The sequence below is a fragment of the Lysobacter enzymogenes genome (assembly GCF_017168095.1).
In the GTDB taxonomy this organism is placed as follows: domain Bacteria; phylum Pseudomonadota; class Gammaproteobacteria; order Xanthomonadales; family Xanthomonadaceae; genus Lysobacter; species Lysobacter enzymogenes_D.
Map to the genome: position 1 here is coordinate 1 of NZ_LXSD01000255.1, position 11,932 is coordinate 11,932.

Sequence of the window (11,932 nt, forward strand, 5' to 3'; positions counted from 1 at the left end):
GGCGCCTGGGGGCTGTGGCGCTCGTTCAGCGGCCAGGGCGCGCCGCCGCCGGCCGCGGCCGGCGCCGCCGCCCCGACCCCGCGCCAGATGCAGGCCGAACTGGAGCAGCTGCGCCAGCGCGTGGCCACCCTGGGCCGTTCCGACGCGATCAGCCGCCAGGCCAACCGCGACCTGCAAAGCGCGCTGGCCGAGCGCGACGAGGAGATTTCCGGCCTGCGCGCCGATGTGGCCTTCTACGAGCGCCTGGTCGGCGCCACCGGCCAGCGCCGCGGCCTGACCGTGCACGCGCTGAAGATGCAGCCGCAAAGCGGCGCGCCGTCGGCCTGGCACTTCACCACCACCCTGACCCAGAACCTCAACCGCGGCGCGGTCAGCGCCGGCCGGCTCAGCCTGGCCCTGGAAGGCACCCGCAACGGCAAGCTCGAGAAACTGGCCTGGACCGACCTGCGCCAGCAGGCCGATGCGCCGGGCGTGGGCTATTCGTTCAAGTACTTCGAACAGGTCGAAGGCGACGTGTTCGTGCCCGCCGGGCTGACCCCGGTGCGGGTCACGGTGCTGCTGACCCCGCAATCGGGCGCCGCGGTCGAACAATCCTTCACCTGGGCCGACGCGACCCGCGACGTGGTGGCCGCTCCGGCCACGGCCGAGGCCGGTCGCCCGGCCGGCGGCTGATCGCGCCCGCTCCGGCTGCGCCCGTCCTGCCGGGCCGGTGCTGATCCTGCCCGCGCCGCCGGGCCCGCCACTGGCGCGCCCGCGCCGCGCCCGCGCTTTGCTCAATCCCATCGCCGCGAACCGCGGCCCGCAGTGTTCGCCTGGCGCGCTTGAATGCTTGTCGCGCGGCCTTATCCTTGACCCATGGAAATCGCCACGCTCAACGCCGCGCCGGGCTACCAGTCGCTGGATCGCCCGCTGCAATTCACCTCCTCGGCCGCGCGCAAGGTGCGCGAGCTGATCGCCGAAGAGGGCAACGACGCGCTCAAGCTGCGCGTCTACATCCAGGGCGGCGGCTGCTCGGGCTTCCAGTACGGTTTCGAATTCGACGAGCAGCAAGGCGAGGATGACCTGGCGGTGCAGACCGACGGCGTCACCCTGCTGGTCGATCCGCTGAGCCTGCAGTACCTGATGGGCGCGGAAGTCGACTACACCGAAAGCCTGCACGGCGCGCAGTTCGTGATCCGCAATCCGAACGCGAAGACCACCTGCGGCTGCGGTTCGTCGTTCGGCGTTTGAACACGCCGCCAGTGAGCACCGCCGAAGCCGCCCTGACCCAGGCCGCGCGCCCCTTCGCCTTCGTCGAAGCCGACGCGGCCTGGCGCGCCGCGCTGGACCGCGCCGACCATCTGCGCGACCAACCCGATACCTTGGCCGAACTGTGGCCGCAGGCGCGGGTGATCGTGCTCGACGCCTCCGGCCAGGCGCTGGCCGACGACGACGGCGCGTTGCGCGCGCCGCTCGGTCGCGAGCTCAGCGAAGGGCCCGGCGGCCCGGGCGCGGCGATCTTCCTCGGCCTGGACGGCGAGGGCGGCGCCTGGTTCGGCATCGACGCCGAACTGGTCGCCTTCGACGCGCCGCGCCGGGTCGACTTGCGCGCCGCCGCCGCGCACTGGTCGCTGCTGCACGCCAGCGTGTTCGCCCAGGCCCGCGCGCTGCAGTTCTGGCGCACCCGCAATCGTTATTGCGGCGTCTGCGGCGGCGCGGTCGGGTTCGAACGCGCCGGCTGGTCCGGGCGCTGCGGACAGTGCGGCACCGAACACTATCCGCGCACCGATCCGGCGGTGATCGTCGCGGTCAGCGACGGCGAGCGCCTGTTGCTGGGGCGCCAGGCCGGCTGGCCGCCGCGCCGGTTCTCGGTGATCGCCGGCTTCGTCGAGCCGGGCGAATCGCTGGAGCAGACCGTCGCGCGCGAAGTGCTGGAGGAAACCGGCGTGCGCGTGCGCAGTTGCCGTTACCTGGGTTCGCAGCCGTGGCCGTTCCCGGGCGCGCTGATGCTCGGCTTCGCCGCCGAAGCCGATGCGGACGAGCCGCAAAGCAGCGCCGAGCTCGAGCAGGTGCGCTGGTTCACCCTCGAAGAAGTGCGCGCCGCCGCGGCGCGCGGCGAAGGCGGCGCGGACGATGGCGAGGGCTTCCTGCTGTCGCCGAGCATTTCGATTTCGCGCTGGCTGATCGAGCAATGGCGCGTGGCCGCCGAGCAACGCGCGCGGCGTTGACCGAAGGCAAGGGGCGCGGCGCCGGAGCGGACAGCATCGGGCCTGAAGGCCCTCCCACAAGACCAGGTTGCGGCTGCTCCGCCGGAGCCGATTGCAGCGCGCTTTTGTGGGAGGGCCTTCAGGCCCGATGCGTTTGTGCCCGCCGCAGCGCTCTCGCGCAGCGCGACCGCGCCTGCACGCGGTCGCGCTAGAATCCGGGCCAGATTCGCCACGCCAGGAGCGTCGCCCCGATGTCCGTCACCTTGATCGCCGCCGTCGTCGCTCTGGTGCTCGGCCATCTCGCCCAATCCCTGGCCGCCGGCGTGCGCCACTTCGGTTGGTACGACGATTGGCTGCGCTGGATCGACAGCCGCTTCCCCGAAGGCAGCTTCTGGCGCAGTCGCTGGGGCATCGTCGCGGCGCTGGCGCCGCCGCTGCTGGCGGTGGGCCTGTTCCAGCTGGCCCTGGCCGAACCGCTGATGGGCCTGGGCGGGCTGGTGTTCGCGGTGTTCATCCTGTTCTACGCCTGGGGCCCGCGCGATCTGGACCTGGACGTGGAAGCGCTGGCCTCCGCGCCCGACGCCGGCGCCCGCCGCGAGGCCGCCGCGCGGCTGTGGCCGGACGGCGCCACGCCCGCGCTCGACGGCGCCTCGCTGGTCGAGGCGGTGTTCCGCAGCGCGCTGCGGCGCTGGTTCGGGGTGCTGTTCTGGTTCCTGCTGCTCGGCCCGGTCGGCGCGCTCGGCTATCGCCTGGTGGCCCTGGCGGCCGAAGGCGAGGCGTCGCGGCGGCTGTCGGGCGAGACCCTGGCCGGCGCGCGCACCCTGCTGGCGCTGCTGGACTGGCCGGTGGCGCAACTGCTGACCCTGGCGATGGCCTTGGTCGGCAATTTCGACACCGTGCTCGGCGCCTGGCGCGAAGCCGGCGGCGCCCGTTTCAGCCTCGACAACCGCTTCCTCGGCGCGGTCGCGCGCGCGAGCGTGAAGTGCGAACTGGCCGAAGAGGCCGCCGACTACGTCAACGAATCCGGCGTGCCGGGCCAGAGCGTGGCCGTGGTCGCCGGCGAGGTGCCCGAGCTGCGCGACGCCATGAGCTTGGTCTGGCGCAGCCTGCTGGTGTGGCTGGCGGTGCTGGCGCTGTTCGTGATCGCCGGCTTCGTGGCCTGAACTGCCGCGGCCCGCAGCGGCCGCGCCGCCGGTCCGGCGATTTCCCCCGTCCGTCCGCCGCGACCGCGCGTTGGCCGCGGTTTCGACGCATTTCGCGCACTTTCCGCACGCTGGCGCACGGATGCGGGTAGGGGGGCGCGCGCCGGACTGCGTTTGAACGTTCAGGTTCTGCACAAATCGCGAGTCGCGCGAGCCTGAATCGCTGGCCACCCCGGCGTTTGCAGGCGGTCCTGCCGAGGGGGCTGGACGATCCGCGCAGCGCGAAAAGGGCAGGACCGGGCCGCCGCCTTCGGGCGCGGTCGCGACGGCAGCCAGCCAGACAACGGCGACAGCGACGAAGGAACGCGCTTTGCGTGCGCACGGGAGCCCGGCGGGAAGATCGGGCCCCGTGTGCCACGTAGGCTCGGAATGTGCGTCTTGCGCCAGTCATCACGCTTGCGGAGGAGTTGGATTTGGCGAATCGCTACACCTCGCTGCTTCAAGTCGGTTTGAATCAAGTCGGTTTGAATCAAGTCGGCTTGAATCAAACCGACTTGAACCCGGCCGGTTTGAACCCAGCCGGCATCGGCCGGATCGGATTGGCGCCGGCGAGCGGCGCGCAGGAGCGGTCGGGCTTCGAATCGAGCTTCGTCGGCCCCCCCGCCGCGGAGGGCGGGGTAGTATCGAAGCAGATAACCGGGGCGTGGGCGAAGGTGGACGTGGGCGAGGAGTCATCGGCAGCGAACCAGCCCGCGACGGCGCAAACGCAGGACGACGATTTCGTCGCGTTCCTGCGCGACAACCGCGAGGCGCTGATCGCGTTCTTGCGCAAGTCCGCGGCCTCGCACGAAGACGCCCAGGACATCGCCCAGGAAACGATGATGCGCATGCTGCGCTATCGCGACCAGCCGGCCGATGCGCTGAAGATCCTGATGTACCGCATCGCGATCAACGCGCTCAACGATCGCGGCCGCCGGCAGAAGACCCGCCACGCGCCGGAGCACGTGAGCCTGGACGAGGACTACCACGCGCTGCCGTCGCAGGAACCCAGCCACGACCAGCGCGTGGCGACCGAGCAGGAACTGGCGCTGGTGCGCGCGGCGATCATGCAGTTGCCGGTGCGCAGCCGCCAGATCTACCTGCTCAACCGCATCAACGGAATGAGTTACACGCAGATCGCGAAACACTGCGGCATTTCTGTAAAGGCGGTAGAGAAGAATATCGGCCGGGCGCTCGCGCTGTTGCGCGCGCGCATGAAGGAAAGCGGCTACGAGACCTTGCAAGAGCCATGAACACGACACTGCCCACATCGACGAACGCCAACGCGCCCGGTCCGCACGACGACCGCGCGGAAGCCTGGGTGGCGCGGCTGGATTCGCCCGAATGCACGGCGCAAGAGCGCGCCGACTTCGAGCGCTGGCTCGACGCCTCGCCGGCCCACGTGACCGCCTACGTCGAAGCCGAGCGCGCGCATCAGGCCGCCGCGCAACTGGCCGGCGACGAGATGCTGCAGGCCGCCGCGCGCATCGCCTGGCGCCAGACCGGACGCGCCAACGCGCGCTCGCGCTGGTGGGCGCCGACCGCGATGGTCGCATCGCTGCTGGTCGCCACCGTGGTCGGCGTGGGCTGGCTGCGCGCGCCGGCGCCGGCGCAAAGCCTGCGCTACGCCACCGCGGTCGGCGAGCAGCGCTCGCTGCGGCTGGCCGACGGCACCCAGGTGATGCTCGACACCGACACCGCGATCCTCGCGCGCTTCAGCGGCGAGCGACGCGAGATCGAAGTCGATCGCGGCCGCGTCCAGTTCGAGGTCGCCGCCGATCCGGCGCGGCCGTTCTCGGTCAAGGCCGGCACCGGCACCATCCGCGACATCGGCACCACCTTCCAGGTCAGCAAGAACGGCAACGAGGTCAACGTCGGCCTGATCGACGGCGCGGTGGTGGTCTCCAACGGGCTGGCGCAAACCGGCAGCGCGCTGTCGCCGGGCCAGCAGCTCAGCTACGACCACAGCGGCCGCATGACCCCGCCCGAACCGCTCGACGTCGGCCTGGCCACGTCCTGGCCCAGCGGCGATCTGGTGTTCAAGGACCGCCGCCTGGATTCGCTGCTGACCGAGATGAACCGCTACTCGGCGACCAAGCTGCGCCTGGCCGATCCGGACCTGGGCAAGATCACGTTGAGCGGCGTGTTCCACGCCGGCGACCAGGCGGCCCTGCTGAAGGTGCTGGAACAGGGCTGGTCGCTGAAGGCCGAACGCTCGACGAACGACGAAATTGTCCTGCATCGCAATCCGGGCTGAGCCCCCTGGCCGCCGCGGCGGTGATATGGTTGGACGGCGCCAACGACAGGGGGCGCTCCGGTTCAGCTGTAGCCCGATCGATGCGGTTGGTGGATGGCCAAGATTTCCCATGCGTTCATCGTTTCCATCGCGCTGACGTTCTCGCCTTTGGCCCTGGCCCTGCCGGCCTCGCAAGGCGATATTCCAGCCGATGGCTACACCATTGCTCCCGGCGCGTTGGAAGACGCGCTGATCGCGTTCGCCACCCGTAATCGTCTGCAGCTGAGCTATTCGCCGGCCCTGGTGGCGCGGCGCCGCACTCCCGGCCTGCGCGGCGAGCCGCCGGTGCGCGAGGGACTGGCCCGGCTGCTGGAGGGCACGGGCCTCACCGCGGTAGCCGTAAAAGCCAATGTCTACTTGCTGCAGCCGGCGCCGCGGCAACGGCCGCGTCCGCAGCCGGTGGCGACCGCCGCCGCGCCGGCGCCGGCGCCGCGCGGGCCGACCACGACCGAGCTGGACACCGTCCACGTCACCGGCTCGCGCATCGGCCGCGCCGCGTTCGAAAGCTCGCTGCCGCTGACCCTGATCACCAACGAACAGATCCGCGCCAGCGGCCACCAGACCCTGTTCGACGTGCTGCGGCTGATGCCGGGCATGAGCGGCCACCACCCGCGCAACGTCGCCACCGAGAACGGCGCCAGCCAGGTGCCCTCGGCCGCCGCCGCCTCGGCCAGCCTGTACTCGCTGGGCCCGCGCGCGACGCTGTTCCTGGTCGACGGCCGGCGCATGGCCAACTACGGCCTGGTCTCGACCGACTACGGCGCGCTGACCGATCTCAACGGCATTCCGTTGAGCATGGTCGACCACATCGAGATCGCCCACGGCGGCGCCTCGGCGATCTACGGCGCCGACGCCATGGCTGGCGTGGTCAACATCATCCTCAAGAAGGACTACCGCGGCGCCGAAGTCGGCGCCAGCTACGGCGTGTCGCAGCGCGGCGACGCCGAGCAGCAGCGCCAGTACGCCAGCTTCGGCGAACAGACGCCCGGCGGCGGCAGCGTGTTCGTCAGCGTCGACCGCTTCATCCGCAACCCGCTGCTCGGCAGCCAGCGTTCGTGGGCGACGCTGGACCAGCGCAGCAACGGCGGCGCCGACGGGCGCTACCGTTCCGGCTACGGTTACGGCAATGCGTATTGGGTGATTCCCACCCAGGGCTGCGAGGACGCGGACGAGCTGACCAATCCCCGCTTCGACACCGACTGCCGGCTCGACCTGCCGCGTTACGTGAGCCTGCAGCCGGGCATCGACAGCAACGCGCTGTACACCTATTTCCGCCAGCCCTTCGGCGACAACAAGGAGTTCTACGCCGACCTGCGCGCGACCCGGGTGCGGCTGGACGTGCAGACCGCGCCGTTCAACGCGGTGGTGACGCTGCCCGGCAGCCATCCCGACAGCTTCTACGGATTGGGCCTGAACTACTGGTTCTCCGACGTCGGGCCGATCCGCAGCCGCACCACCACGACCACGCGCGACTTCACCGTCGGCGTCAAAGGGTTCCGCGACCGCTGGGACTGGGACGTGAGCCTGGCGCAGCGCCGCAACAAGGTCGAAAACCGCATCGCCGGCCTGATCAGCGAGCCGGTGGTGGAGGAAGCGGTCGGCGCCAAGACCTTGCACTTCAACAAGGCCGACACCAATGCGCCGGAGTTGCTGGAGCGCATCTCGCCGCTGACCACGCTCGGCGGCGAGATGGTGCTCGACACGCTGTCGGGCAGCATCGAAGGCCCGCTGACCGAACTGCCCGGCGGCGAGCTGAGCCTGGCCGCCGGTTTCGAAGCGCGGCGCGAGGTGCTGACCAACCGTCCCGACGACGCCTTCCTCAACGGCGATGTGGCGCTGGCGCAGGAGTTCGACCTGCGTCGCGCCAGCCGCAACACCTCGGCGATCTACGCCGAGGTCAACGTGCCGCTGCACGAGAAGCTGTGGATGGACGCGGCCTGGCGCCTGGACCGCAGCTCCGGCTACGGCAATCAGGTCTCGCCGATGTTCGGCCTGCGCTGGCAGCCGTTCAAGTCGCTGATCCTGCGCGTCTCGGCCGGCGAAGGCTATCGCGCGCCGACCCTGGCCGAACTGCGCCGGCCGATCACGATGGGCGACAACAAGGACTATCTGCTGGCGGCGGACGCGCCGCTGCCGTGCGCGGTGCAGTACGGCGAGTTCTGCGAAGTCGACGTGACCTCGCGCATCAACGGGAAGCTGCGCCCGGAGACCTCGACCAGCCGCAACTTCGGCGTGGTGTGGACGCCGAGCGAGGAAGTCACGCTGAGCCTGGACCGCTACCGGATCCGCCGCCGCAACGAAATCCTGCCGATCGAGCCGATCGCCTATCCCAAGCTGTTCGCCGACGCCCTGGTCGCCGACGAATACGGTTATCTGGTCGGCGCGCAGCGCTACCTGGGCAACTACGGCAGCACCGAGGTGTCCGGCTGGGAGCTCAGCGCCGAGTATCGCCGCCAGACCCAGCGCTGGGGCAACTTCGGCTTCCGCATCAACGGCCACTACATGGACCGCCTGCTGCGCCGCGTGCATCCGCTGGCACCGGAACTGGACTACTCCGGTTTCGGCACGCCCAACCGCACCGTGCTGGGCAGCGTGCGCTGGAGCTATCGCGACTGGATCGCCACGCTCAACGCGCACTACATGGGGCCGGCGACGGTCTCGCGCAACGCGCCGGGCTCGGCGTGCGCGAAATTCCTCGACACGCCGATGCGCTGCCGCACCCCGAGCGCGACCTTGCTCGATCTCGACCTGGCCTACGGCGGTTTCGACAAATGGCTGATCGGACTCAACATCAGCAACCTCAACGACCGCCGCCCGGTGAACTACGACTACAACGGCGGCGGCTACAGCCTGGTCGACGACGACCCGGTTGGGCGCTATTACCTGTTGAGCGCGATGTATCGCTTCTGAGCGGCGTGCGCTAAGTCGCGCGTTTTAGGCCGCGCGTACTAAACAGCACGTTTTAAGCGGCACGTTCTAAGCAGCACGTTTAAGCAGGGCGTTCCAAGCAGCACGTCCCAAGCCGCGCGCCGGCTCAGCCCGGCGCCAGCCACGAGAACGGCGGCCACGGCAGGTTGCGCAGCAGCCAGAAGCCGCCGAGCAGCGGCAGCCAGAACTTCGCGCTGAGCAGCGTCGCCAGCGCGCGCCGCGGCAACGGCAGGCGATAGCCGAAGCTGTGCAGCACCAGCAGCGGCAGCGCCACCATCAGCACCGGCAGCAGCGGATTCATGGCGACGGCCTGGGCCAGGTCGCCGTGGACCAGCGCGTGCAACGCGCGGGTCATGCCGCAGCCCGGGCAATACAGCCCGGTGAATCGGTAGAACACGCAGCCCGGCAGCGGGCTGCCGGCGGCATTGGGATCGACCCGCTGCAACACCCACGCGCCGGCCGCCGCGGCCGCGCCGCAGGCGGCGACGGTCGCGGCGAGCGCGTAATGGCGGGCGGGGGCTTGCATGGCCGGGCGCGGCGGTGCGGGCTCAGTGGCCCTGGATCAGCTTTTCCAGGCCACCGTTCGGCACGAACGACATGCCGTTGATGAAGAACGACACGATGGTCCAGACGATGCCCAGCGCGGCCACCGCGGTGCCGATCCAGCACCACAGCTTGGCGTTCTCCGACGCGCGGCGCGCGCCGGCGTCGTCGCCGGCGGCGAACTTGCTGTTCACCTGGCTGCCGAACACGATCGCCACCACGCCGGGCGCGGCGCCGAGCAGGCAGCAGAAGCAGGCGCCCAGCACGGTGATGGTGATCGACCAGGGCAGGTAGGTCTGGTACGGCGAGGGCGCGGCGACGGGCTGGTTCATTTCGACTCTCTCCTGAGTCTGCAGATCCGCGCCGGAACGGCGGCGGTTGCCGGCATCCTAGCAGCGCCGGCGCGCTCGCGGCACACCGGGCGTGGCGCGCGGCGGCGGCCGGTGCGAAGCGCGACCGGCCGCGCGCGGGCGTGGACTCAGGCGCGGTCCCCGCGCAGCGCGCGCACCTGTTCTTCCAGGCTTTGCGCGGTCAGCCCGTGCGGATCGCGCGGCGGATCGGCCACCACCTCGACCGCGGCGCGGAAGCGGCGCGGCACCCGCATCCGGCGCAGGCGCGAATCGCGCTTGCTCCACATGCTGCTCCACATGCCGCGCAGCGCCATCGGCACCACCGGGACCGGATTCTTCTCCAGAATCCGTTCTACGCCGGCCTTGAACGCCGCGATCTCGCCGTCCTTGGTCAGCGCGCCCTCGGGGAAGATGCCGACCAGCTGGCCGTCGGCCAGCGCCGCCTCGATTTCCTCGAACGCGCGCTGCAGCACCTGCGGGTCTTCCTTGGCGCCGGCGATCGGAATGGTCTTGGCGGTGCGGAAGATCCAGTTCATCACCGGGATGTTGAAGATCTTGTAGTACATGACGAAGCGCATCGGCCGCGACACGCTGGCGCTGAGGATCAGCGGGTCCATGTAGCTGACGTGGTTGCACACGATCAGCGCGGCGCCTTCGTCGGGAATCTTCTCGGTGCCTTCCACCTTGAGCCGGTACAGCGCGCGCACCAGCACCCAGCTGAGGAAGCGCATCAGGAACTCGGGCACGATGGTGAAGATGTAGATCGCCACCAGCGCGTTGGCGACCGCCAGGGCCAGGAACACCTGCGGAATCGTCCAGTGCGCGAAGCGCTGCGCGACCACGCCCAGCACCGCCGCCAGCACGATGAAGGCGGCGTTCTGGATGTTCATGCCGGCGATCACGCGCGACAGCTCGTTCTTCGGCGAGCGGTTCTGGATCAGCGCGAACAGCGGCACCACGAAGAAGCCGGCGAACACGCCGATGCCGACCAGGTCGAGCATGATCCGCCACGCGCCGGGGCTGTGGACGAAGCCGCTCACGTCCAGGCCCTTGGCCGTGGCCATGCCGGGATGGGCGAAAAACAGATCGACCATGAAGGCGGTCATGCCGAACGCGCCCAGCGGCACCAGGCCGATTTCGACCGTGCGCGCCGACAGCTTCTCGCACAGCATCGAGCCGGCGCCGGTGCCGATGGAGAACAGCGCCAGGGCGAAGATGTACAGCGTCGGCCCGCCGCCGAGATTGTCTTCGGCGTAGCCCGGCAGCTGCGAGGTCAGCACGGTGCCGACGAACCAGAACCACGACACGCCGAGGATCGAGTTGCGCACCGCCGGCTGGCGCCGGGTCATGCGCAGGATCTTCAGCGACTCGGGAATCGGGTTCCAGTGGATCTTGAGCCCCGGCTCGCCGGCGTCGGCGCGCGGGATCAGGCGGCTGACGAGGTTGCCGGTGACGGCGAGCGCGATGATCGCGACCGCCGCGACGATCGGACCGTGCGCGCCGGCCAGGGTGAAGATCAGGCCGCCGAAGATCATGCCGGCGAGGATCGAGATCGAGGTGCCCATCTCGACCAGGCCGTTGCCGCCGGTGAGTTCCTCGGGCTTGAGCACCGAGGGCAGGATCGAATACTTGACCGGCCCGAACAGGGTCGATTGCAGGCCGGTGCAGAACAGCGCGACCAGCAGGATCGACATGTTCTGGGTCAAGAAGCCGACCGCGGCCAGCGACATGATGACGATTTCCATCGTCGTGGTGATGCGGATGAGCTTGTGCTTCTCCAGCTTCTCGGCGATCTGCCCGGCGGTGGCCGAGAACAGGAAGTACGGCAGGATGAACAGCGCCGGCGCCAGGTTGGTGTACAGCGTGCGCTGCTCGTCGCTGACGCCGAGGTAGAACAGCAGGCCGATGATCGCCTGCCGGTACACGTTGTCGTTGAAGGCGCCGAAGGCCTGGGTGAGGAAGAACGGCAGGAAGCGCCGTTGGGTGAGCAACGCGAACTGGTTGTGCGCCATGCCGTCCTGCTGTCCGGTCGGGTCCGCACCTCGATGTGCGGCTCATGCGAAGGATTCGCGCTGGGAGCCTAGCAAAAGGGGCTGACGCGGGTGTAGCGGGTCGAGGCGGGTAGCGCGAAAGTAGCCCGGCCAGGGTACGGGCCTAGACCGGAGCGCGGAGGGTGGGCGCCGGCGTCCGGCCGCAAGTTTGTATCCCACTGTATCGCTGCGCCCGGGACCGACGCTGGCATACAAAACCGCGGGCGGCCGACACCTGGGCGATACCCCGGCGCGGCGAAATGGCGCCATCCCGCCGCCACGCCCGGAACCCGCCATGACCATCGCCGTCCCGACCGACCGCCCCCTCGATTCGCACCGCCGCAGCTTGCTCGGCGGCGCCGCGCTGGCCTTGCTCGCCGGCCCGCTCGGCGCGCTCGGCGCGGCCGCCCCCGCCTTC

At 70.1% G+C, this 11,932-nt stretch carries 10 protein-coding genes; 7 read left to right on the forward strand and 3 right to left on the reverse strand.

All coding sequences use genetic code 11. From position 1 onward, the window contains the following. From A7A76_RS06990 to A7A76_RS07020, 7 genes are all read left to right on the forward strand, one after another. A partial coding sequence (locus A7A76_RS06990; protein WP_206410514.1) for a DUF6776 family protein occupies nucleotides 1-672 on the forward strand: 672 nt, incomplete at its 5' end. Between the two features lie 183 nt (nucleotides 673-855). Further along, complete coding sequence (gene erpA, locus A7A76_RS06995; protein ID WP_206410515.1) at nucleotides 856-1,230, forward strand: iron-sulfur cluster insertion protein ErpA; 375 nt, start codon at nucleotides 856-858, stop codon at nucleotides 1,228-1,230. Nucleotides 1,231-1,262: 32 nt separating this feature from the next. Further along, nucleotides 1,263-2,207: an NAD(+) diphosphatase gene (gene nudC, locus A7A76_RS07000; protein ID WP_206410522.1), complete on the forward strand. Its 945-nt coding sequence runs from the start codon at nucleotides 1,263-1,265 to the stop codon at nucleotides 2,205-2,207. Between the two features lie 230 nt (nucleotides 2,208-2,437). Next, a complete protein-coding gene (ampE, locus tag A7A76_RS07005) occupies nucleotides 2,438-3,349 on the forward strand; it encodes a regulatory signaling modulator protein AmpE (RefSeq protein WP_206410516.1) in 912 nt (303 codons plus the stop codon). Between the two features lie 410 nt (nucleotides 3,350-3,759). Beyond that, a complete protein-coding gene (locus A7A76_RS26030) occupies nucleotides 3,760-4,620 on the forward strand; it encodes an RNA polymerase sigma factor (protein ID WP_343225297.1) in 861 nt (286 codons plus the stop codon). Next, a complete protein-coding gene (locus tag A7A76_RS07015) occupies nucleotides 4,617-5,624 on the forward strand; it encodes a FecR family protein (RefSeq protein ID WP_206410517.1) in 1,008 nt (335 codons plus the stop codon). Before A7A76_RS26030 ends, A7A76_RS07015 begins: the two co-directional genes overlap by 4 nt. Before the next feature lie 93 nt (nucleotides 5,625-5,717). Beyond that, on the forward strand, nucleotides 5,718-8,573 hold the full coding sequence (locus tag A7A76_RS07020) for a TonB-dependent receptor (protein ID WP_206410518.1): 2,856 nt from the start codon (nucleotides 5,718-5,720) through the stop codon (nucleotides 8,571-8,573). 124 nt (nucleotides 8,574-8,697) lie between these two features. Here A7A76_RS07020 and A7A76_RS07025 read toward each other — a convergent pair whose 3' ends face one another. From A7A76_RS07025 to A7A76_RS07035, 3 genes are all read right to left on the reverse strand, one after another. Continuing rightward, entirely contained in the window at nucleotides 8,698-9,117 is a 420-nt protein-coding gene (locus A7A76_RS07025) for a DUF2752 domain-containing protein (protein WP_206410519.1), read from the reverse strand. 22 nt (nucleotides 9,118-9,139) lie between these two features. Beyond that, nucleotides 9,140-9,466 carry a CD225/dispanin family protein gene (locus A7A76_RS07030; RefSeq protein ID WP_206410520.1) on the reverse strand — a complete coding sequence of 109 codons (327 nt, stop codon included), beginning with the start codon at nucleotides 9,464-9,466 and terminating at the stop codon, nucleotides 9,140-9,142. Between the two features lie 146 nt (nucleotides 9,467-9,612). Then, nucleotides 9,613-11,496 (reverse strand): MFS transporter, encoded by a 1,884-nt coding sequence (locus A7A76_RS07035; RefSeq protein WP_206410521.1) that lies wholly within the window; start codon nucleotides 11,494-11,496, stop codon nucleotides 9,613-9,615. Nucleotides 11,497-11,932: the final 436 nt, after the last annotated feature.

Bases quoted from the DNA above. Each gene is read 5' to 3' on its own strand.
- erpA (WP_206410515.1), top strand. From the start codon at position 856: ATGGAAATCGCCACGCTCAACGCCGCGCCGGGCTACCAGTCGCTGGAT.
- ampE (WP_206410516.1), top strand. From the start codon at position 2,438: ATGTCCGTCACCTTGATCGCCGCCGTCGTCGCTCTGGTGCTCGGCCAT.
- A7A76_RS07015 (WP_206410517.1), top strand. From the start codon at position 4,617: ATGAACACGACACTGCCCACATCGACGAACGCCAACGCGCCCGGTCCG.
- A7A76_RS07020 (WP_206410518.1), top strand. From the start codon at position 5,718: ATGGCCAAGATTTCCCATGCGTTCATCGTTTCCATCGCGCTGACGTTC.
- A7A76_RS07025 (WP_206410519.1), bottom strand. From the start codon at position 9,117: ATGCAAGCCCCCGCCCGCCATTACGCGCTCGCCGCGACCGTCGCCGCC.
- A7A76_RS07030 (WP_206410520.1), bottom strand. From the start codon at position 9,466: ATGAACCAGCCCGTCGCCGCGCCCTCGCCGTACCAGACCTACCTGCCC.
- A7A76_RS07035 (WP_206410521.1), bottom strand. From the start codon at position 11,496: ATGGCGCACAACCAGTTCGCGTTGCTCACCCAACGGCGCTTCCTGCCG.